Source organism: Ewingella sp. CoE-038-23, from assembly GCF_040419245.1.
Lineage (GTDB): Bacteria > Pseudomonadota > Gammaproteobacteria > Enterobacterales > Enterobacteriaceae > Ewingella > Ewingella allii.
The window spans coordinates 4005513-4027219 of record NZ_JAZHOH010000001.1; the positions used below are offsets into that span (position 1 = coordinate 4005513).

Below are 21707 nucleotides of genomic sequence, written 5' to 3' on the forward strand. Positions count from 1 at the left end.
CAGATGGTGATTCTTAAACCTTATCCTATAGAAGTAACATAAATGATCCACCCATTAGAAAATGTTACCATTCGCGCGCTAAATGATTCGTATAACGTAAAGGGACATTCTGATGAAAAAAATTCTGGGCTTTGCTCTGATGACATGCACATTCATGGCTAGCGCCGCTTTCGTGAACCCGATGAAATTCGATGGTTCAGAAGCGCAGAAGAAAGAGGTCATTGAGTACATTCAGGCGAGAGTGAAGAAGGAATATTGCGACGGGCAGTTGGATATGTGCCAGGACTCTATGCTGCGCATGATGGAGAAGAAAAACCTGTCTGATTTCAAAGCGCTGACTGAAGCGAAAGACAAAAAGATCATGGATAAAGTAATCAAAGATTACTGCAAAGGTCCTGTGGATATGTGTAACTACACCACCATCAAAATGATGTATGACCAAAACGAGAAAGCCAGCAAAGAGAAACTCGCCTGGTAAGCTTGGTCATTGTTTAAGTCAAAGCCAGCCCCAAAACTGGCTTTGACTCCTGCCTCACACCAATCCTAACGCCCGATCCATCGACCACTTCCCTGCTCCGCGCGAGACAACCATCAGCAGCAATCCGCCCCAAATCAGGTGGGTTGGCCATGCGTCGGGATAGACAAAGATCTCAATAATCAGTGTCATAAACAGCAGGCCGCTGGCGGCGAAGCGGGAGAGTAGGCCAAGGACCAGCAGCACCGGGAAGGTGTGCTCGGCGAAGGTCGCCAGATGCGCGGCAATGTCATAGGGGATCAGCGGCAAGGCGTATTCGGTTTTAAACAGCTCATAGGTCGAAGGCTTAAGGGTCATAAAACCCGTCACTTTGGTGCGCCCAGAAAGGAAGAACACCGCTGCGATACCCACTCGGGCGACCAGCAGCAGCAGGTTGTCGCTAACCAGACGCTGCACGCCGCGCCACGTGGCATTCCACAATCCGCGCAAGCCCTGCTCAGCAGAAGCCTGAGTATTCAAAAATATGTCTGTCGTTTTCATTATTACCTCTACGAATTAATGCGCGATCGCGGCAAAAACGCCGAGATGCAGTAAGCGCGTGAAAAAAGGGCCAATGTCTAATGCCGGCTCTGTAAGTAATGCCCGTTCGCTCGCCGCGTTCAGGCTCGCGCCATCGCGGCAGGCGGTGAGGAATGCCGCGCCGCCACGGCTTATCGGTTCGGCCTCGATGCTCTGTTGGCGCATCACCAAGAGCGCGCCCTCGCCGCGCCACTGGATGTTCTCCGGCGGCGCAGTTTGGAAACGGTTGAAATGCCACAGGGTGAAGACCGGCAGGCTCGGGTGCCAATGCCAGCGCACCGCGCTGCGAAGAGTTAAAACCCTTTCGCCAACCCACTCTGGCGACAACCCGGCCAATGCCTGCACCTCCAAGGCCGCTGTCTTTTTGTCGCAAAACACCTCCAGCCACAGCCAGTCGAGCCGCGCCACGTCAGCCAGATAGCCCAGTTCGGCGGCGGGCCGGTAGGTGGCAATAAATGCCGGGAAAAACTCGCCGTAGCGAATCAGCATCCCTTCCCGTGGCGGCTCCACCAGCGCGTACTGCCGCGCCATCTCGCGGAAGAAATGCTCCCCGGTCAGGCTGGCGACGCTGGGAAAATTGGCCTGAAGCGCGTCGATGCAGCCTTTCAGCACGCTGTTGCGATAGACCGAGAAACCCGGCTGCTGCTGTAAATGCGCCAGCTCGGCGCTGTTCTCGTCATACAGGGCGCGGATAAAAGCCTGATGGTATCGGGCCAGTTCGTCGTTCATCGCCAGCCTCCGTAGGTGTGAAGAATGTCTCGTGCTCGCTGCTGCTCCTGCAATAACACGGCGAACTCGGGCAGTTTGTCGTCACGTTCAATCAGCGTGGGGCGCGCGCCGATGCGCTGAATAAGTCGTTGATAAAGCCCCCAAACGTCGTCGGACACCGGGCTGTCGTGGCTGTCGATCAGCAAGCTGCTGCCGCCTTCGTCGCTGCTGAATCCGGCCAGATGAATCTCGGTAACACTGTCTGCCGGAAAACCATCGAGCCACGCGCCGGCGTCAAACCCCAGGTTGTGGGCGCTGAGCCACACATTGTTGATGTCCAGCAGCAGCCCGCACCCCGTGGTACAGCTCACTTCATGCAGAAACGCGATGTCATCCCACTCGTGCTCCGGCATATGCAGGTAGTGCGTTGGGTTCTCTAGCGAAATCTGCCTGCCCAGCGCGTCCTGCACCCGGTCGATATTGTCGATTAACCGGCGCATCACCTGCGTGGTGCGCGGCACCGGCAGCAGGTCCGGGTAGTAAGCGCCGTCCCACTGTGACCAGGCCAAATGCTCGGAAACCAAGGCCGGTTTAACCTCGTCCACCAGCACTTTTAGGCGAGAGAGCAGCGCGGCGTCCGGCGGGGCGTCGGCGGCCAGAGAGAGCGAAACGCCATGCAGGGAAATCGCGTGCTGCTGGCGAATCGCCTCCAGCCACTCCCTGCGCGGGCCACCGGCCATGAGATAATTTTCACTGTGGACTTCAAACCAAACGTCCGCCGGACTGTTAAGCGCCTGCTGGTAATGCTCCGGCTTCAGCCCAAGCCCGGCACCCAGTTGAGTTATTGTCGTCATGGTGGTGGCCCTCTTGGCTTAGCCTTCGGTCAGTGAACCGTGGCCTTTTGGCGTCTGGATGGAGGTGCAGGTGCCTTGCGGAACCATCTTGTAGGCGTCTTTCTGGTAATCGATTTTGGAAGTCCCGGCGCAGGTGGTGCCCGCCCCGGCCTTGCAGTCGTTATCTGCCGCTTTTGCGACACCAAAACAGCGCTCTAAATTAGGGCCCGTGGCTTCAGCAGCTAAAGAGGCAGCGCTAAAAGAGATCAGAGATAAGGCAATAGCGGACATAGCAATACGTTTCATATAAAGCTCCAGAAAGTTGAGAGTTAAATTAAATAAATGATTACAGACACAGCATTAACACAGTGAGAATATTTAATGTGGCATTACCTCCTTATTAAATTAAGCCTTAGCTTCGGCCAATAACGCATTAATGACTTTTTCTTGCTGTTGATAATTACCCTCCCCGAAGTTCTCGTAACGTAATTGCCCTTTGGCATCGAAATAATAATGCGCAGGCCAATATTGATTACCGAAGGCATTCCAGATGGCGTAATTATTATCAACGGCGACCGGGTACTTAATATTCCATTTATTCAGCGCTTGTTTTACGGCATCGATATTCTTTTCCCACGGATATTCCGGGGTGTGAATGCCAATCACCACCAGCCCCTGCGATTGATATTTCTCCGCCCATTCGCGGACGTGAGGAATACTGTGCTGGCAGTTAATGCAGTCGAAGGTCCAGAAGTCGATCAGCACCACTTTGCCTTTTAACTGCTCTGGCGTCAGTGCCGGGGAGTTCAGCCAGGTTATAGCGCCATTGAGAGACGGCATCTGGCTGGACGGCGCCTGAATATCAACGGGTTGCAGAACGACTCTCTTGGCCGGCGAAGGCTTAAGTGTCAGCAGATGCTGCTCTAACTGCTGGCCGACGGCGCTATTGGTATCCAGCAAGCTGGTAGCCCCCGAGGCGATAAACACTACCGACGCCAACATCATCACCCCGGCCATCTGGCGAAAACGTACGGTGATCGCCATTTTAGCTCGCAGCTTGGCTAAGAGTTTGTCGCCGCAAAACCACAGCACGGCCAGCATCGTCGCGCAGCCGCTGCCGTAGGCCAGCAGCAGTAATCCACTCTGCCCGGAGGCTCCGTTGAGCATGGTGGTACTGAGAATGGCCCCCAGAATCGGCCCCGCGCAGGGTGCCCACAACAACCCGACTGCCCCACCGGCTAGCAGAGCGCTGGTCACCCCCCGCTGCTGGCGGCTGCGGCTATCAAGCAGGGAGCCAAGGCGCACCGCGGGCTGCGCAATCTTCTGGGCAAAACGCTCAGAGATAAGCGAAAGTGCCGTGATAGCCAATAACCCCAGCGCCAGCCAGCGGCCATATTTGCTGGCATGCACTACCCACTCGCTGCTTGCCGTTGCCAGCAAAGCCACCAGCGTGAAGGTCAGCACCATGCCGATTAGCAGGGCGGCGAAATGGCGTTTATTGCTGCCCGCTCCGGCAAATAACAGCGGGATCACCGGCAGCGTGCACGGGCTTAATAAAGTGAGCATTCCGCCCAGATAAGCAATCAGAATTGACATGAGAACTCCCTGACGACGGGCTAGTTACCCGAAGTGATATTCACCGCTTTGAAAATGGTGCGGGCGACGTTTTTTGGGTCATACAGCATCGGGACGTGGCTTACCGGCAGCTCGGTCACGCGGGCGTGGATTTTCTTCGCCATCGCGCGCTCCAAGTCGGGGTTGATCATCCGATCTTTGCTGCCGACCAAGAACCAGCTGGGCTTGGTTTCCCACGCGGCTTTAGTGACTTTTTCATCAAAGCTTGAGGCGCGGATTGGCACCTGAGTTATGCCCACGATGTTCTGCGCCTCGGGCGTGGCGTCCTGTGCAAAGTCACTGGCGATGGCGCTGGCTGGCAGGCTGAGGAAGCCGTCAGCCCCTTTCACTATTTTTGCGCTGCCCGGAGGTGCCGGGAAGCTTTTCACCAGATCGGCGGTGGACTGCCCGGCGGACGGCGCGAAGGCATTGATGTACACTAAGGCTTTGACGCGTGGGTTATTACCGGCCTGGGTGATGACCGTGCCGCCCCACGAGTGGCCGACCAGAATCACGTCGCCCTTGGCGCGGGCAATAGCGCGTTCGGTCACTTCGACATCCTCTTTCAGCGAGGTCAGCGGGATTTGCGCGGTGATAATTTCGTAATGGCGCGACTGTAGAACAGGGATCACCTGCTCCCAGCTGGCGGTGCCGTCGGCGAAAGCGCCGTGGACCAGAACAATGGTGTGAACCTGCTCCGCGTGGGCGGAAAAGCCGGTCATCAGACCGGCGACGGTCATGGCCAAAAACGTTTTGTGTAGCGGCTTCATCATTTTCTCCTGAAATATCAGACCAAGGGACATAGGCGGGATGATTTTCCCGACGTAACAAGAGTAAAGTTGTTATGTATCTGGCATGTTTCGGTCTGGTAGCGGATTCTTATGTCTATGTATCTGGATGACGTAATAAATAATGAGATACACAATTAACGGTATATTTCGGCCACGCCGTAATAACTGTTATTCCCCCCGGCGGCGATAATGCGATACGCGCTGGCTCCGGCTTTATCGGCTTTCATGGAGAGGTTTTCATTTAATTCAGATAATGAAAGCGCATTACTGCTGCTGTCAGAAACGGTGCCAATTTTCACCAAGCCCTGTGTATTATTGACTTCTTTTGCGGCATAGGCAGGCGTGGCGGCAGCGGCGGTAATAAGCAAAGAGAGTGGCAGAATAACGGTGCGGAAGAGTTTCATAATAAGCCTCATAATATATCGATTAAGTTAAGTTTATTTCCGCCGGACCTTGTCTCGGCGGATGACTTATTTAAACGGATAAATGTATGTGGGCTGTTTCAATTAACGCGAGATTTGTTTTTCTGTATAGCGCCGGGCGGCGCTGATACATAAGAAAACAATTATTCAGTTAGGGAGAGATGAATTATGACCTGCAAACCCTGTGGCTGGCGATTGGCCAATTGTAGCTTGCCCTTCAACTGATTGACCAACTGCTGGGCGATAGCCAAACCCAACCCGGTGCCGCCGGTATCGCGATTGCGCGAGCTTTCGACCCGATAGAAAGGTTGCAACACGGACTCCAGCTCCTCCGGCGGGATCCCCGGCCCATTGTCGGCAATGACGATCTCCGCCGTCCCACTCTCACTCAGACTGAGCCGCAGCTCGGCGCTGCCGGCAAACTTCAGCGCGTTATCAATTAGGTTGGTCAGAATACGCCGCAGCGCCTGCGGGTGAGTCACCAGCGCCACGGGCTGCCAGGCGGGGATGAAAGCGACGTTTTTCCCCACGTCGAGATAGTCGCACACCAGACTATCGATAAAGGCATTGAGGTCGATTCGGCTGAACTTCTCTTCAAGATTTTCTGACGCGCGGGCATAGGCAATCCCTTCGCGCACCAGATGGGTCATCTCCTCGAGATCTAACAGCAGCTTGTCGCGCAGCTCGGGCTGGTCGGCCATTTCGGCACGCAATTTCATGCGGGTTATCGGCGTCTGCAAATCGTGAGAAATGGCCGCCAGAATTTGCGCCCGCTCCTTCAGATAGCCTTTGATTCTGGCCTGCATGGCGTTAAAAGCCCGCGCGGCGTAGCGCACTTCGGCAGGCCCGCTCTCCGCCATGGTGCTGGCTGACAGCGAAGTTGGGTCGAGGGACTCTATCGCCTTGGTGAACACGGTCAGTGGCCGCACCGCCTGACGCACGGCGAACCACGAACAAATCAGCAACAAGGCCAGCTGCACGCAGAGTACAAAGGGCAGCCAGTTGGCGATGGGCGTCGGGCGCGGCGTGATGTCGATGGTCAGCGGCTGGCCGTCTTTCAGGGTGAGGTGCGCCTGTAGCTGCTCATGCTTGCCCGGAATAGCATTGATCGACAGGTGATAATTGGCTCCCAGCGCCTGCTCCAGCGACTCGGCGGTATCCTGCGAACGCCACGTCGTCGGGTATTCGCCGGGCTGACCGGCGCTGAGCAAATAGTGGTAGTTTCCGCGCCCGAGCATGCTCAGCCAGGCCGGGCGCTCGGCGGCGGGCAGCCGGTCGAGAATAGCGACGCTGGTCGCCACGTCATATTCGAGATTACCCAGCATCACCGAGCGGGCGCTGCTAATGCGCTCATACATCAATAAGCTCAGCGTCAGGGCGTTCGCCAGCAGCAGGCCGAGCAGCACGATAATCAGCAGACGGGAAAGCAGAGAACGCGGCCACCAGGTCATTCGCGGGCCTCTTTGATCACCACTGGCATGGAGAAAACGTAGCCTTCGCTGCGCATGGTTTTGATGTAGGCCGGCTCGCGGGCGTCATCGTTGAGCCGCAGACGCAGGCGGCTGACCAGCAAATCGATTGAGCGCTCGAACAACTCGGCGTCGCGGCCTTGAGTCAGATTCAACAGTTGGTCGCGGTTTAGCACCCGCTGGGGATGGTCGAGAAAGACCCGCAGCAGCCGATATTCCGCGCCGCTGAGCGCCACAATAGTGCCGTCGGCATCCACCAAATGGCGCGCCGACGTGTCTAAATCCCACACGCCAAAGGAGAGCAACCGCCCTGCTTCGGTCACTTGCAGATTCGGCGGCAACATGCGCGCCCGGCGCAAAATCGCCTTGATGCGCGCCAGCAGCTCGCGGGCGACAAAAGGCTTCACCAAATAGTCGTCCGCGCCCATCTCCAACCCCAAAATCCGATCAGTTTCTTCATGGCGGGCCGTCAGCATCAGGACCGGAATGGTGCGATGCTTGCCGCTGCTCAGCTCGCGGCACAGCACCAAACCGTCGTCACCGGGCATCATGATATCCAGCACAATCAGGTCCACCGGCTGGGTTTCCAGCAAGGCGCGCATCTGCTTGCCGTTGGCCGCCACGCTGGTGCGCAACCCGGCTTTTTGCAGGTAATCGGCGATAAGGTCACGAATATCGCGGTCATCATCCACGATCAGAATATGGTCAATATGATCCACGGAAAGGTCCATTAGCATCAGGAGGGGATGAACAGATTGTATCCTATTATTTCGGTCTAAAAAGTCGGCTTTGTACCACAGTGTATCTGTATGGCCGGGGGATACATGGCGAGAGGTGAAAGAGGGAAAGTGAAATAATAAAAAAGCCGCTCGGACGTTTTCGAGGCGGCGGAGCGGCTTTTTATGGACGAATCGGGGAAGTTACTTCAGCCCCATGCTCGCGCGAAGTTCGGTTTTGGCGGCGTCGAATTCAGTCTGGAACTCTGGCTGCTCGGCCATTTTCTGGGCGATCAGCGCAGCACCGGTGCGGCTCATGACGGTATCAGAACGGTAATGGAAACCTGCAACCAGGCGGTTCTCGGCATAGCCTGCAGCGCGGGTGAACAGCTCGTTGCGCTTTTCCGGCACCATATCGGCCAGCACGGTCGCCATCAGATAGCCGACGGTGGAGTGGCCGGACGGCCATGATCCAGACTTAGATTTTTTCAGCAGCGGGTGGATCTGCTCATCCACCATGTACGGGCGCGAACGGTTGAAGAACTTCTTGGCGGAGTCATCCACCACGTCTTCCGTCGCGACGACACGGTCAAACAGCGCGGCCACTTTTGGCAATTTTTCAGCGGTGAATTCAGGGCCCATCACATCGGCGAAGCGCCAGACGTTTTCCTGCGCGTCGGCAATCGCCGCCTTCTCCTGCTCCGGCGTACGGCTGGCCTGAATCGCCAACAGCTCTTTGATTTCAGCCTTGGTTTGCGCCGAGTCATCCGCCGGAGGAGCTGGCAGATATTTACTCAGATCAACCTCTTTGCTGGTGACAAACGGCTTAGCTTCTTCAGCGGCCTGAGAAGTAAATGCAGCGCCGGAAAGGGTTAAAAACAGTAATGCGACGAGGGACTTACGCAAGGGAGAGCTCCTGAGTTTTTTTTCGAATAGCAGGAGAGTAAAGAGCGGATATGACAGCAATATGACAGCCATGCCCGCGCGCGTTGCGAGGCATGGCTGGGGAATTACGCCAGCAGGGTTCTGACGAAATCTTCGATCTCTTTGTTCTGGCCGTTTTCAAACAGGCATTTCTGGAAGCGCGGGCCGCTTACCGCCGTTTTCACCAGATCTTTATCAATGGCGCGCAGGGTGTCGAGATAGTTCTCTTTCACCACGGCAGCTTTGACCTGATTGAGAATCCCGGCGTTACGCACCTGAGGCTCTTTGCGATCAGCCGGGTAGCCCTGACCTCTTTCACCCGAGAAGGCTTTCTCGAAAATAAAGCGCACGTTCAGCTCGGCGCCCCAGCCATAGCCTTTGGCGAAAGGCAGAGACAGCGCGTTACCGTTATTGATTTGGGCAAACAGGTAGGCATCCGCTGGGTCGATACAGTAACCGCAGGCCACGCCAGGGTGGATATTCAGCGACATCAGCGCGCCCTGCCCGGTGCCGCAGCCGGTGACCACAAAGTCCACCGCCTTGGCATTCAGCAAGATGCTGGCCATGATACCGAGATGAATATAGGTCAGGTGATGATCCTGCTCGTCGCTCATGCCGACGTTGTAAACCGAGTAAGACTTCTCGTCCGCCACGGTTTTCAGCTCTTTCAGGACCGACGCATTTTTCGCGGCCTGACTGTTTTCCATCATCAGTGCAATTTTCATTTCTTCATCCCTTTCAATTATTGAACCGTCATTTCATTTTAATGAAAAAATAGTTTTATGCTTGAAAGAATGACCACTGGCGTGACTGAATTCACAGAATCAGCCCAATAAGCCGAGCTTGCCGGTGAGTTTTCTTACCACTTTCTTGTTACCTGCCAGCGCGATGCCCAGCAGTTGCAGCGAATCCGTCGGCACCTGAGTGACCGCCTGACGAAATGCCGCGTAGTCGGTGGTTTGCTGGCCTTCGACCGGGAAAATCACTCCGTCCATCTCATCATCGTTGAGCAGCGTTTGGTGCAGCTGCGACAGGGTTTGGCTATCCGCCACCAGCACGCTAATCCCAATCGGAATGAGCCCCGGATGCACTCGCGCATCGGCATCAATCAGCGGCTCCCCCACCAGCCCCGGATGGCGCTGGCCGAGAGTCAACGCCAGCACCGCCGCGGCATTGGCGGCATGTCCGGCACTCAGTTCACTATTGATTACCACCACGCAGCGTTCCGGTAGTGAAGAAGATGGGGATAAAGGAGATACAGGGGCATTCATAGAAACAAACTCCGATTTTGCACAGTGAAAACCGGAGCATAGCCCGCCAGAAAAACTCAATCTGGAAGATTTGTGCACAGCCGCCTATAACGCGCTGGCGTCAGCTGATATGCGCGGCGGAACCAGCGGCCGAGGTGGCTTTGGTCGGCGAAACCGAGGTCGGTGGCGACTCTTACCGGCGAGTGCCCGGCGGCGAGCCAGTGGCGGGCGCGGGTCAGTTTTAGCTGAATCAGGTAGGCGTGAGGCGGCAAGCCGAAAGCGGCCTTGAAGGCGCGAGTGACGATGAAACGGCTTTCGCCGAGGGCGGCGGCCAGTTGATCCAGCCCAATATCTTCCTGCATATGGGCGTGAAGGAAGTCCCGTGCGCGATGGGCCAGAGAGACATCGGTTCCCTCGCCGTCGGCCTTCAGCCGCCAGGTCAGATGCCCACCCAGCGCATTGAGCATGCTATCCAGCGTCGACTCGCGAACAATGCGCAGATCGTTGCTGTGCAAGGCGTCGAAGGCGCTGGAAACCGCCTGGGCCAGTTGCACATCCTGCGCCAGAGTGCGCTCAAAACTGGGGTCGCCGCCGGGGATGAAATCCTCCCGACGCGAGGCCAGTTCGCGACTGAGCCACTGCGGGTCGAGGTAGAGCATGTGATAGGTGAAACCGTCGGGTGCCACCGCGTCGCCGTCGTGGATCTCGCCGGGTTCGAGCATAAAGACCTTGCCGGGCAGGCTTTGGTGTTTTTGCCGACGGCAGCTGAACTGCTGCACGCCCTGCCGCGTTACGCCAATTAAATAGCTGTCGTGCCAATGCGGATCGTAGGCGTGGCCTTCAAAATGCGCCTGAATGGTTTCGATGCCGCTCTCTTTATCTTTCGATAAATCGACCCAGTTTTTTGGCGCCATGGCCCTGCTCCGCTGTCTAAATTAACAACAGAGTAACAAAATGGCAGGAGGAAGAGAAAGGATGTTCAGCTCCCCCAAAACGGAGGAGCTGAAGCGTCAGCGGGGATTAATGCTTAACGCTGTCGATAAAGGTTTTACGGGCGGTTTTCGAACCCAAACGCTCGGCTTCGTCCAGCAGTTTCAGTGCTTTATCCACATCACCGGCTTTCACCGCTTTCTTAATCGCATTGTTAAAGTAGGCTTCTGAATCAGACAGCATTGGCTCGGCCGGTTTGGCTGGTGCAGTAGGTTCGGTGCGAACCGGTGCTGGCGCAGCTTGCTGACCAACGATAATCGGCGTTGGAGCCGGAGTCGCAGAGCTGGTGCTGGTATTCACGTTATCGAGAATCTGACCAATCATGATGTTGCCCGACTTCTGCTCGGCGCGAACTTTAATGCTCAGCGTGCCAGTTGGCGTGTGGCGAGCAATCGGGTCTGGAATATCCGGGATGGCGTTACCCACGCCAGCGGCATAGGCCTTGGCCGGGTTGGTCATCTGGGTAGTGGTCGCCAGGTCCTGCTTGGTGGTGTAAACCAACAGGTAAATCTGTTTCTGACCCAGCGCTGGCGTCAGTTTCAAAGTGCCTTCCAGACGATCGCTGGAGACAATGCCCGGTTTCTCATACGGGAAGTAGCTTGATGGGTAATAGGCCGCCGGGCGCATTTGTTCGTCCAGCACTAAGACGTTCGGCACATATACCGTTTTGCCGGTTGCGATGCTGGTGACGGTAATTTCCAGAGAACCACGGTCCGCAGGAACAGCAAATGCCCCTACCGCGCCCTGAATATTACCCTGATTGATTTGTGCGCTAGAAGCCGACAGCGTCACATCCTGCGTCACCGGAGGAACCAGTGGCGTCCACGACAATTTCTGTAAGGTCTGAGCGGAGATCACCGGCGCAACCGCTGTGTCAGTTTGCGCAGCATAAACACCTGCGGGGGTCATCGACAACAGGCTCAATGACAGACACAGTGACAGCAGATTCTTTTTCATCGTTATTTCCTTTTGAATCACCATGAAGGCTGGCGAAAGGATCGCCAGCCAGCACATCTTGTTTTTTGTGGCCCAACCCTGCCACCGAACCTTCTAAATCATTCGTGTTGTGGCAAGGCGGCAACCAAGCTCATCCCCAGGAGCGTAGACAACTACGTGACTGGGGTGAGCGCGGGCAGCCAACGCGGCCACAGCGCGAAGGATGACGAAGGTTTTACCACCAGATTTCCATTTGTGCGCCGAACGTAACTTCACTGTCCTTACCACGGCTGAAAGTATTGGTGCTGGTGTCGCTCATGGCCAGACCGTTGTTCAGACCGCGGTCGGTGTCGTAGCCCCATTTTTCGTTCCAGTCGGCGTAGGTGGCGAAGACACGAATTGCCGGACGTGACCAGATGCTGTCGCCAGCCTGCCATTGTTGCGCCAGGGTGACTTTGTATTGGCCGTTGTTCTGGCTGGTACGTTGGGATTTGACGTTGTCGTAGCCCACTTCCAGCAAGGTACTCATGATTGGCGTCCATTTATACATCGGGCGCACACCCACGGTGTACCAGGTTGTACCGTTATTGTTATCGCGATCAACATCTTGGTACATCGCGACATACATCAGACCCCAAGTATCGTTGAAGTCGATGGCACCGTGGTCGAGCACGCGCCACATGTTGCCGTTGTTGTTTACGCTGCCGCCGCTGGAGTGGCCGCTCGCCCCGTTAGTACCCGGATCGGTCATGGAGTCGGTGGCGTATTGCAGGACGAATTTGTTGTAGCCGTTGTAGATGCTCTGCGTGTGTTCAGCAGTCAGCATTACGCCGTCTTTCGTGGCGTCGTCAGCCAGAGAGAAACCGTCACGTGGGTTAGCACGGCCGTAGTCAACACCCAGCTCTAACACGCCGCCTGGGTTAGTGTTCAGGCCCGCTACGCGCACGTCGAACACGTCGTTAGAGGTTGGAACTTCGTTGCGCTGGTCAGCGATGTAGCCGTAAGAACCGCCGCTTTCGGTGTTACGGGTGGCTGCCAGAGACAACTTACCAAAGCCCAAGTCGATGTCTTCGATACCTGCACCAGGACCAGAAATATCCCAGTAGTAGAAGTCAATCATGTGTACGTCATGACGTTGGTAGAAACGCTTACCGGCCCAGATAGTAGAACCCGGCAGCCAGTCAATCAGGTTTTTACCCAGCACGTTAGCTTCACGCACGGCAGGGCTGGTCGATTCGGAGTCATTTCTCTGGTCTACGGCGTAACCGATGTTGCTGTTGAAGTAGAAGCTCTTATCCCCTTCCTTCCACACTTCCTGTCCAAGACGTAACTCGGCATAGGTTTCACATTCGTTACCCAGACGATATTTGCTGTCAGCACCGGTCGCTTTAAAACATTGTTGTTCGCCGCCGCTGCCAGTCCAGCCAATGCCCGAACGCGCATAACCGGTGAAGTCTACTGCCATCGCTTGTGTAGAAAAAATACCCGCCGCGACTGCCAGCGGCAGAGAGTATTTACGCAAAGTCATCATCATTGTTCTCCTGTAGGGGGATCGCGTGCTTTAAACGCCGGGCTCTGGGTGTAGCCGTCGGCACGCAGTCCCGTCCTCGCGGAACAAGTGACAGCGATGAGGCGGCAAGCCTATTGCGAATGTTGCACCTTCTTCTACCAACACCACGTCGTTCTGGCGGTACACCAGGTTTTGACGGATAGCCGGGATCTGGATGTGAATCTGGGTTTCGTTGCCGAGCTGCTCGACCACCTGCACCACGCCGGACAGCGTCACTTCTGCGATATCGCTCGGTAAGAGGTGTTCAGGACGGATCCCCAGAGACAGATTGCTGCCGACCGTGACCTCTTTGCCCTCAACCGGCAGCCATACGCGCTGGCGGTCTGGCAGTTCAATCTGCACACGTTCGGCTTCAACGCCGGTGACTTTCACCGGCAGGAAATTCATTTTTGGCGAGCCAATAAACCCGGCCACAAAGCGATTTGCCGGATAGTGGTACAGGGCCAGAGGCTTGCCGATTTGCGCCACGCGACCGGCGTCGAGCACCACGATTTTGTCGGCCAATGTCATGGCTTCGACCTGATCGTGGGTGACGTAAATCATGGTGCGTTTCAAACGCTTATGCAGACGGGAGATCTCAATACGCATCTGGACGCGCAGCGCGGCGTCGAGGTTCGACAGCGGCTCATCGAGCAGGAAAACCGTCGGCTCGGCCACCAGCGTGCGGCCAATGGCGACGCGTTGACGCTGGCCGCCGGAGAGCGCCTTCGGGCGGCGATCCAGCAGGTGAGCCAGTTGCAGCACTTCTGAAACCTGATTCACCCGCTGGGTAATTTCGGCTTTTTTGGTGCCCGCCAGCTTCAGGCCGAAGGACATGTTTTCGGCCACGGAGAGGTGCGGGTAGAGCGCGTAGGACTGAAACACCATGCCGATGCCACGCTCGGCGGGCGGCACGTCGTTCATGCGTTTCTCGCCAATCAGCAAGTCGCCGGAGGTAATATCTTCCAGGCCCGCAATCATGCGTAACAGCGTAGATTTGCCACAGCCAGACGGCCCGACAAAAACCACGAACTCACCTTCGGCAATCTCAATATTCACGTCTTTTGAGATGACCGTGTCGCCAAAGGCTTTGTAGAGGTTACGAAGTGATACGCCCGCCATAGCCGACTCCTGAACAGACTTGCTGGAGTCTCCTGCTCACCGCGCGGTCAATCATTTATTCGCCGCGTAAGCAAGGAAACTGAATGTCAGGCAGAGTGCGGGAACGATACCTTTTCGTAATCATCCGTAACAAAGATTTTCGTGGGGGAGGAGGAAGGAGGATGAGGCTATTGCGCAAACGGCTGAAAGTTCACACTAAAGATCAAATTCGTGATCTTGATGGCAAATTGCCACCCATAATTTTGAGTTATACCCCACAGAATGCGCGGCAGTGTTAAGTGGATCACACAACCAGAGAGGGGGGCGTAGAGAGGGGGATGATGAAGCTATGTTGAGTTATCGCCGACACTGGTCCGGCAAGCTTATCTGGCTACCTCAAACCGACTTTTACGACATTAACGTCACCTTCAGACGGAATAAAAATCGCCTCTCTACGCTCGTTAAAGGATTAGATGATGAATAAGACAGTCACACGAACTCTCGCAGTATCTGCCCTGGCAACGCTTTTCATGTCGTCCTCCGCGTTTGCCAAAATCGAAGAAGGCAAGTTGGTCATCTGGATCAACGGAGACAAGGGCTATAACGGCCTGGCCGAAGTAGGTAAGAAGTTTGAGAAGGACACCGGCATCAAAGTGCTGGTTGAGCACCCAGACAAACTGGAAGAGAAGTATCCGCAGGTGGCTGCCACCGGCGACGGCCCGGACATTATCTTCTGGGCCCATGACCGATTTGGCGGCTACGCCCAGTCCGGCTTGCTGGCGGAAATCAGCCCGGATCAGGCGTTCAAAGATAAACTCTTCCCGTTTACCTGGGACGCGGTCACCTTCAACGGCAAGCTGATCGGCTACCCGGTTTCAGTGGAAGCGCTGTCGCTTATTTATAATAAAGACATCATCAAGCAGGCGCCGAAGACTTGGGAAGAGATCCCCGCGCTGGACAAAGAGCTGCGCGCCAAAGGCAAAAGCGCCATCATGTGGAACCTGCAAGAGCCCTACTTCACATGGCCAATTATCGCCGCCGACGGCGGTTACGCGTACAAATACGAAAACGGCAAATACAACATCAAAGACACCGGCGTGAATAACGCGGGTTCGCAGGCTGGCCTGCAATTCATCATCGACATGGTGAAGAACAAAAATATTAATGCCGACACTGATTACTCCATCGCCGAAGCCGCGTTTAACAAGGGCCAGACCGCGATGACCATTGATGGCCCTTGGGCATGGTCAAACATCGATAAAAGTAAAATCAACTACGGCGTGACGCTGCTGCCAACCTTCCAGGGCAAACCGTCGAAGCCGTTCGTCGGGGTATTAACCGCGGGTATTAATGCCGCTAGCCCGAATAAAGAGCTGGCCAAAGAGTTTCTGGAAAACTACCTGCTGACCGATGACGGCTTGGCGGCAGTGAATAAAGACAAGCCGCTGGGCGCCGTGGCGCTGAAGTCCTATCAGGAAAAACTGGAGCAAGATCCGCGCATTGCCGCCACCATGGCGAACTCGAAAACCGGCGAAATCATGCCGAATATCCCGCAGATGAGTAACTTCTGGTATGCCGAACGCAGCGCGATCATCAATGCTATCAATGGTCGTCAAACCGTCGAGCAGGCGCTGAAAGAAGCTGAAACCCGCGTCACCAAGTAATCTGACGCCTGAGCTAAAGTGAGTCGTAACCCGCCGGGGTGAAGCTTCGCCCCGGCGTAACAAGGGATGTGCTATGCAAGAAAGCGGAATGTCAGCCAGAAAAAAAGGGCGCATCGGCAGTGGCGTGAAATGGCTGGTGGTCAGTTTGCTCGCCCTGTTTACCGGCTACCTGATTGTCCTGATGTACGCGCAGGGCGAGATGCTGTTTGCCATGCTAACGCTGCTGCTTTCCAGCGTCGGCTTATATATTTATGCCAACCGCCGCGCCTACTCGTGGCGCTATATTTATCCCGGCCTCGCCGGTATGTCGCTGTTCGTGCTGTTCCCGCTAGTTTGTACCATTTTCATCGCCTTCACCAACTACAGCAGCACCAACCAACTGACCTTTGAACGGGCGCAGTCGGTATTAATGGACCGCCAGTTTCAGGCTGATAAAGCCTACCCGTTCGCCTTATTCCCCGCCGACGCCGACCAGTGGCGCTTGGCCCTGACCTCGCCTGACAGTGGCGAAATATTAGTGTCCGCCCCCTTTGCTTTTAATCCGGCGACGCAGCAAACCTTAACGCTCTCTCCGCAGGCCATGCCCGAGGGGGAAAAAGCCGGGCTGCGCGTCGTCACCCAAAACCGTCAGGCGCTGGGGCAATTGACCGCCAAACTGCCTAGTGGCGAAAGCCTGAAGATGAGCTCGCTGCGCCAGTTTTCCGGCAGCCAGCCTCTGTACCAGCGCGCTGAAGATGGCAAACAGCTGACCAACGTGCAGAGCGGCGTGGTGTATCGCCCGAATATGCAAACTGGCTTCTATCAGGCGGTGAATGCCCAAGGCGAGTGGCAGGCGGAGAAGCTCAGTCCCGGCTTTACGGTGAATATCGGCTGGGCCAACTTCCTGCGCGTACTGCACGACGACGGCATCCAGAAGCCGTTCCTGTCTATCTTCGTCTGGACCATTATCTTCTCGCTGCTGACGGTGATTTTCACCACCGCCGTGGGCATGGTGCTGGCCTGCGTGGTGCAGTGGGAGGAGCTGAAAGGCAAGGCCATTTATCGGCTGCTGTTTATTCTGCCGTATGCCGTGCCGGCTTTTATTTCCATCTTGATTTTCAAAGGGTTGTTTAACCAAAGCTTCGGTGAAATCAACCTGATGCTCAGTAGCCTGTTTGGCATCAAGCCAGCGTGGTTTAGTGACCCGCTGACCGCCAAGACCATGATTATTATCGTCAATACGTGGCTGGGTTATCCCTACATTATGATTTTGTGCATGGGGCTGCTGAAGGCCATTCCTGATGACCTGTATGAAGCCTCGGCGATGGACGGCGCGACGCCGATGCAGAACTTCTTCCGTATCACTTTCCCTTTGCTTATCAAGCCGCTGGCACCGCTGATGCTAGCGAGCTTTGCCTTTAACTTTAACAACTTCGTGCTGATCCAGCTGTTGACCAACGGCGGCCCGAATATGATTGGCACCACTACCCCGGCCGGGCATACCGACCTGCTGGTCAGTTACACCTATCGCATCGCCTTTGAGGGCGGCGGAGGCCAAGATTTCGGGCTGGCGGCGGCGATTGCCACGCTGATTTTCCTGTTGGTGGGTGCGCTGGCGTTGATAAACCTGAAAGCTTCCCGCATGAAATTCGACTAGTCGACAAGGAGAGAGACAAATGCCCATGGTTAAACCTAAGTCGCAAAAACTCCGGCTGCTGGTCACTCACGTGTTGCTGCTGTGCTTTGTGGCGCTGATCTTGTTCCCGCTGCTGATGGTATTTGCGATTTCGCTACGGCCCGGCAACTTCGCCACCGGCAGCATCATTCCTGAGCAAATATCCTGGGATCACTGGAAGCTGGCGCTGGGTATGGCGGTAACCAACAGCGACGGCAGCGTCACGCCGCCGCCCTTCCCGGTGATGCTGTGGTTGTGGAACTCCATCAAGATTGCGGTGATCACCGCGATCGGCATTGTGGCGCTCTCCACCACCTGCGCCTATGCCTTCGCGCGCATGCGCTTTCGCGGTAAAAGCACGCTGCTGAAAGGCATGCTGATTTTCCAAATGTTCCCGGCGGTGCTCTCTCTGGTGGCGCTCTACGCCCTGTTCGACCGCCTCGGCCAGTATGTGCCTTTCCTCGGGTTGAATACCCACGGCGGGGTGATTTTCGCCTATATGGGCGGCATCGCGCTGCACGTCTGGACCATTAAGGGTTACTTCGAAACCATTGATAATTCACTGGAAGAAGCCGCCTCGCTCGACGGCGCGACGCCTTGGCAGGCTTTCCGGCTGGTGCTGTTGCCGCTGTCGGTGCCGATTCTGGCGGTGGTGTTTATTCTGTCGTTTATCGCCGCGATCACCGAAGTGCCGGTGGCGTCTCTGCTGCTGCGCGACGTCAATAGCTACACGCTGGCGGTCGGCATGCAGCAATATCTCAACCCGCAAAACTACCTGTGGGGCGACTTTGCCGCGGCGGCAATTCTGTCTGCGATACCTATCACGGCGGTGTTCCTGATTGCACAACGCTGGCTGGTGGGAGGATTAACGGCGGGCGGGGTGAAGGGCTAGTTTACTGCAATGCGCTTGGTGTTATTTGGCTGTACTTCTCAACAACCTCTGTGTCTGAACTATTGGCGACTTGCGAAAGTCGCCTTTTTTCATCTGGTTTAGAAGCCGTTACGCGAAGTAGAACCACGCGGTTTCAATCAGGCCATTTTCAATTTCAAACACCGCGACGCTTTCGATGGGCTGCTCATTAATGCCGTGAATGCGTTCGTGGTCAAACACCTTATTGCCCAGCACCGAACGGGATATTAATTCAGCCCGCAGCTTCGGGTTATTAAAGCGGTGATTAGCATAAAACTCACGTAACTGCTGCTTGCCGACGGTCGAAGGCTCGGTGGCAGGCATACGGAACCCTTTGAAAGTTTCACTGAAACAGGCGACGAACTTTTCTAAGTCGTGCTCGTTATAGGCATAAAACTGCTGTTCAACAGGCAATAAAGGTGAAGACATATCAACTCCGGAATTGAATAAAAATTCTTATTATTTGAATGGAAATTCAATATCAATTGATGCAGTCAATATGTCAATCACGAGGTTTTAAATCCCACAGGCCTCTGACCGTGTTCATCAAGCTGGCCGTGCCGCTGGCGACCGACAACCCGCGAATACCTTCATCGCCGAAGTTGACCACGGTTTCCAGCCCGGCCTCTTGGCACAGCACCGCGCCTCCGGCGATATCCCACAGGGTGGTGCGGCGCTGTAGATGGCCGTCAATCACCCCTTTGGCGGCAAACACCATGCCCACGGTGGTGCAGCGATAACACTGCACCGACCAATCGGCGGCGCGCAGCCCTTGGTAGAAGTTGGCGGCGTCATCGAGGCGGTCGTCGGAACTGTCGCCGAGGGAGAGGATCTGCACGTCGCCAAAACGGTTGTCGCGGGTAAAAGGCTCGCCGTTGAGGAAGATGCCTTTGCCGCTTTGTGCCGCAAACTGTTCATTGAGCACCGGCAGCGCCACCACGCCAATCACCGGCTTCTTGCCTTCCACCAGCCCCAGCGACACGCCCCACAGCGGCGAACCGCGCAGGAAATTCGAGGTGCCGTCGATTGGATCGATAACCCAGCAGGCCGCGTCGGTCAGCGTGCCGCCAAGCTCTTCGCCAATAATGGCATCTTGCGGGAAATGCTCGGCCAGCTGCGCGCGGATAAATTGCTCCACGGCGACATCGGCCTGTGAGACAAAATCCTGCACTTTTTTGCTACTGACCTGAATCTCATCCCGGCGGTTGAAGTAGTTTAGCGCCAGCTCGGCGGCCTGCGCGGCAATCTGGCTGGCCTTGGCCAGACGTGGTGACATGTCTTGGTTAATCATCGTTGTCCCTGAATTTCATCCCGTTTTGCTTGAGCAAAAATAAAATTGGCCACAGCATGCCCTCTGATTGATGAACAAAATATGACAATCTGCCGTTAGAGCGTCAAACGATGGGTCACATTGGGGTCATCCGTCACCGGCACAAACCCCAAACTGCGGTAGAAGGCGTGGGCGCTCTCCGGGGCGTGAGTATTGAGCAGGTCGAAGTAGTCTGGCGCATCGGCCAGCAGGTGAGTCATCAGCAACTGGCCGACGCCCTGCCGCCTTAGCTCGCGGGTCACAAACAGATGGCGCACCCGGCCAATGCGCGGCGAGTTGGCAAAGGGGTCGATATTGCGCCCGCAGATGCCCACCAGTTGGCGCTCATCGCTGCCCTGCTGCAATAAAAATGCCCCGTTGAGCATCTCCCCCTTTAGGGCAAAACGGTTGGCGCCAGAGCGCCAGTTGTCGCGCAGGCGCACCAGCATGCGTTGCCCCTCGCGCTGACTTTCGGCGCAGAGAGCATCAAATCCCGTCGTAGAAGGGTCAACCGACGCAATGATTAACATAGGTTCTCCGATGAGTGTCGAAAGACTTACCAATATAGCGCCTCTGGCCCTCTGCGCGTTGCTAGATTTTTTTTGCTTTCCGTTGCTCTGCTCTTTCTGTTTCATCTCCCCACTTTTGGTCATATTTTGTTAAGCCGCTCCGTTATATAATCCATTTCACAACGAACCAGAGGATCATAACGTGCGCGCTTTCCGTTCAATTTTGCTGCTTGGCCTTGCGCTGAGCTTTGCACCACTTTCATCATGGGCTTCCCGCCAGATTACCGACCAGTTAGGCCGTCAGGTGACGATTCCCGATAAAGTCGATCGCGTCGTCGTGTTGCAACACCAGACGCTCAACCTGCTGGTGCAGCTTGATGCCACGGACGAGATCGTCGGCGTGCTCAATAACTGGAAAAAACAGCTGGGCGATGGCTATGAGCGTCTGGCCCCGTCACTTGATAGCAAGGCGCAGGTCGGCGACCTGACCAGTGTGAATCTGGAAAGCCTAGTGGCGCTGCACCCGCAGGTGGTGTTCGTCACCAACTACGCGCCGCAGGAGATGATTGACCAGATTAGCCATACCGGCATCGCAGTGGTGGCGATTTCCCTGCGCGAAGATGCCAAGGATCAGGCGGGAAAACTCAATCCGACCCTCGACAATGAGGATCAGGCTTACGATAACGGGCTTAAGCAAGGCATCCGACTGATTGGCGAAGTTGTGAACCGCCAAAAACAGGCCGCGGCATTGATCGACTATACTTTTTCTCAGCGTCAGATTGTTAGCCAGCGTTTGAAAGACATTCCTGCCGATAGGCGTATACGCACTTACATGGCCAATCCTGAATTAACCACCTACGGCTCGGGCAAATATACCGGGCTGATGATGGCCCATGCCGGTGCGATGAATGTCGCCGCCGCGACGGTGAAAGGCTTCAAGCAGGTGGCGCTGGAACAGGTGATCGCGTGGGATCCGCAGGTGATCTTCGTGCAAGATCGCTATCCGGAAGTGGTGGATCAAATTAATAACGATCCGCAATGGCAGGCCATCGACGCCGTGAAGAACCATCGAGTGTATTTGATGCCTGAGTACGCCAAAGCCTGGGGTTACCCAATGCCCGAAGCGCTGGCGATTGGCGAACTGTGGATGGCGAAAAAGCTTTATCCACAAAAGTTTACCGACATCAATATGCAGAAACAGGCAGATGACTATTATCAGCGTTTCTACCGTACGAGCTATGTCAGTCAAGCCGAGCAGAAAGGGAGCCAGCCTCGCCCCTGATGCCATCACGGTGAGGCGATAA

General features: G+C 55.6%; 24 protein-coding genes. 5 read left to right on the plus strand and 19 right to left on the minus strand.

The features are described 5' to 3' along the window. The first annotated feature begins 112 nt into the window (after positions 1 to 112). Positions 113 to 478, plus strand: a complete 366-nt coding sequence (locus V2154_RS19215) for a hypothetical protein (protein ID WP_353503467.1) — start codon at positions 113 to 115, stop codon at positions 476 to 478. A 54-nt stretch (positions 479 to 532) separates the two neighbouring features. Here V2154_RS19215 and V2154_RS19220 read toward each other — a convergent pair whose 3' ends face one another. From V2154_RS19220 to malK, 16 genes are all read right to left on the minus strand, one after another. Beyond that, a complete protein-coding gene (locus V2154_RS19220) occupies positions 533 to 1015 on the minus strand; it encodes a DoxX family protein (protein ID WP_353503468.1) in 483 nt (160 codons plus the stop codon). Positions 1016 to 1030: 15 nt separating this feature from the next. Then, positions 1031 to 1783, minus strand: a complete 753-nt coding sequence (locus V2154_RS19225; protein ID WP_353503469.1) for an HvfC/BufC family peptide modification chaperone — start codon at positions 1781 to 1783, stop codon at positions 1031 to 1033. After that, the gene (gene bufB / locus V2154_RS19230) at positions 1780 to 2616 is read right to left on the minus strand and encodes an MNIO family bufferin maturase (RefSeq protein WP_353503470.1); all 837 of its coding nucleotides are present in this window, start codon (positions 2614 to 2616) and stop codon (positions 1780 to 1782) included. The genes V2154_RS19225 and bufB overlap by 4 nt, the downstream gene beginning before the upstream one ends. A gap of 18 nt (positions 2617 to 2634) precedes the next feature. Next, entirely contained in the window at positions 2635 to 2901 is a 267-nt protein-coding gene (locus V2154_RS19235; RefSeq protein WP_034793372.1) for a BufA1 family periplasmic bufferin-type metallophore, read from the minus strand. Positions 2902 to 3000: 99 nt separating this feature from the next. After that, on the minus strand, positions 3001 to 4191 hold the full coding sequence (locus V2154_RS19240) for a cytochrome c biogenesis protein DipZ (protein WP_353503471.1): 1191 nt from the start codon (positions 4189 to 4191) through the stop codon (positions 3001 to 3003). 20 nt (positions 4192 to 4211) lie between these two features. Further along, positions 4212 to 4979 carry an alpha/beta fold hydrolase gene (locus V2154_RS19245; protein WP_353504032.1) on the minus strand — a complete coding sequence of 256 codons (768 nt, stop codon included), beginning with the start codon at positions 4977 to 4979 and terminating at the stop codon, positions 4212 to 4214. 155 nt (positions 4980 to 5134) lie between these two features. Then, positions 5135 to 5404, minus strand: a complete 270-nt coding sequence (locus V2154_RS19250; protein ID WP_353503472.1) for a YdgH/BhsA/McbA family protein — start codon at positions 5402 to 5404, stop codon at positions 5135 to 5137. Between the two features lie 161 nt (positions 5405 to 5565). Further along, the gene (locus V2154_RS19255) at positions 5566 to 6873 is read right to left on the minus strand and encodes an ATP-binding protein (RefSeq protein ID WP_353503473.1); all 1308 of its coding nucleotides are present in this window, start codon (positions 6871 to 6873) and stop codon (positions 5566 to 5568) included. After that, entirely contained in the window at positions 6870 to 7610 is a 741-nt protein-coding gene (locus V2154_RS19260; RefSeq protein ID WP_353503474.1) for a response regulator, read from the minus strand. Before V2154_RS19260 ends, V2154_RS19255 begins: the two co-directional genes overlap by 4 nt. Before the next feature lie 201 nt (positions 7611 to 7811). Next, on the minus strand, positions 7812 to 8513 hold the full coding sequence (locus V2154_RS19265; protein ID WP_353503475.1) for an acid phosphatase: 702 nt from the start codon (positions 8511 to 8513) through the stop codon (positions 7812 to 7814). Positions 8514 to 8617: 104 nt separating this feature from the next. After that, on the minus strand, positions 8618 to 9256 hold the full coding sequence (locus V2154_RS19270; RefSeq protein ID WP_034793380.1) for an RpiB/LacA/LacB family sugar-phosphate isomerase: 639 nt from the start codon (positions 9254 to 9256) through the stop codon (positions 8618 to 8620). 99 nt (positions 9257 to 9355) lie between these two features. Continuing rightward, positions 9356 to 9802, minus strand: a complete 447-nt coding sequence (locus tag V2154_RS19275; protein WP_353503476.1) for a DUF2000 domain-containing protein — start codon at positions 9800 to 9802, stop codon at positions 9356 to 9358. A gap of 56 nt (positions 9803 to 9858) precedes the next feature. Next, entirely contained in the window at positions 9859 to 10695 is an 837-nt protein-coding gene (locus V2154_RS19280; protein ID WP_353503477.1) for an AraC family transcriptional regulator, read from the minus strand. 106 nt (positions 10696 to 10801) lie between these two features. Continuing rightward, positions 10802 to 11728: a maltose operon protein MalM gene (gene malM, locus V2154_RS19285; protein WP_353503478.1), complete on the minus strand. Its 927-nt coding sequence runs from the start codon at positions 11726 to 11728 to the stop codon at positions 10802 to 10804. 214 nt (positions 11729 to 11942) lie between these two features. After that, the gene (locus tag V2154_RS19290) at positions 11943 to 13238 is read right to left on the minus strand and encodes a maltoporin (protein ID WP_353504033.1); all 1296 of its coding nucleotides are present in this window, start codon (positions 13236 to 13238) and stop codon (positions 11943 to 11945) included. A gap of 30 nt (positions 13239 to 13268) precedes the next feature. Beyond that, positions 13269 to 14378: a maltose/maltodextrin ABC transporter ATP-binding protein MalK gene (malK, locus tag V2154_RS19295; RefSeq protein ID WP_034793386.1), complete on the minus strand. Its 1110-nt coding sequence runs from the start codon at positions 14376 to 14378 to the stop codon at positions 13269 to 13271. 452 nt (positions 14379 to 14830) lie between these two features. On the opposite strand from malK, the gene malE reads away from it, so the two are divergent. From malE to malG, 3 genes are all read left to right on the plus strand, one after another. Then, positions 14831 to 16021, plus strand: a complete 1191-nt coding sequence (gene malE / locus V2154_RS19300; RefSeq protein ID WP_437342011.1) for a maltose/maltodextrin ABC transporter substrate-binding protein MalE — start codon at positions 14831 to 14833, stop codon at positions 16019 to 16021. A gap of 88 nt (positions 16022 to 16109) precedes the next feature. Next, entirely contained in the window at positions 16110 to 17657 is a 1548-nt protein-coding gene (malF, locus tag V2154_RS19305) for a maltose ABC transporter permease MalF (RefSeq protein WP_437342012.1), read from the plus strand. A 19-nt stretch (positions 17658 to 17676) separates the two neighbouring features. Then, positions 17677 to 18567 (plus strand): maltose ABC transporter permease MalG, encoded by an 891-nt coding sequence (malG, locus tag V2154_RS19310; RefSeq protein ID WP_034793391.1) that lies wholly within the window; start codon positions 17677 to 17679, stop codon positions 18565 to 18567. Between the two features lie 108 nt (positions 18568 to 18675). Here the strand turns inward: malG and V2154_RS19315 are convergent, their stop codons facing one another. The 3 genes from V2154_RS19315 to V2154_RS19325 form a co-directional block, all read right to left on the minus strand. Further along, positions 18676 to 19014 carry a nuclear transport factor 2 family protein gene (locus V2154_RS19315; protein WP_185689159.1) on the minus strand — a complete coding sequence of 113 codons (339 nt, stop codon included), beginning with the start codon at positions 19012 to 19014 and terminating at the stop codon, positions 18676 to 18678. A gap of 73 nt (positions 19015 to 19087) precedes the next feature. Beyond that, complete coding sequence (locus V2154_RS19320; protein ID WP_353503480.1) at positions 19088 to 19876, minus strand: inositol monophosphatase family protein; 789 nt, start codon at positions 19874 to 19876, stop codon at positions 19088 to 19090. A gap of 95 nt (positions 19877 to 19971) precedes the next feature. Continuing rightward, complete coding sequence (locus V2154_RS19325) at positions 19972 to 20424, minus strand: GNAT family N-acetyltransferase (protein ID WP_353503481.1); 453 nt, start codon at positions 20422 to 20424, stop codon at positions 19972 to 19974. Between the two features lie 181 nt (positions 20425 to 20605). On the opposite strand from V2154_RS19325, the gene V2154_RS19330 reads away from it, so the two are divergent. Continuing rightward, complete coding sequence (locus tag V2154_RS19330; protein ID WP_353503482.1) at positions 20606 to 21685, plus strand: ABC transporter substrate-binding protein; 1080 nt, start codon at positions 20606 to 20608, stop codon at positions 21683 to 21685. Positions 21686 to 21707 lie beyond the last annotated feature (22 nt).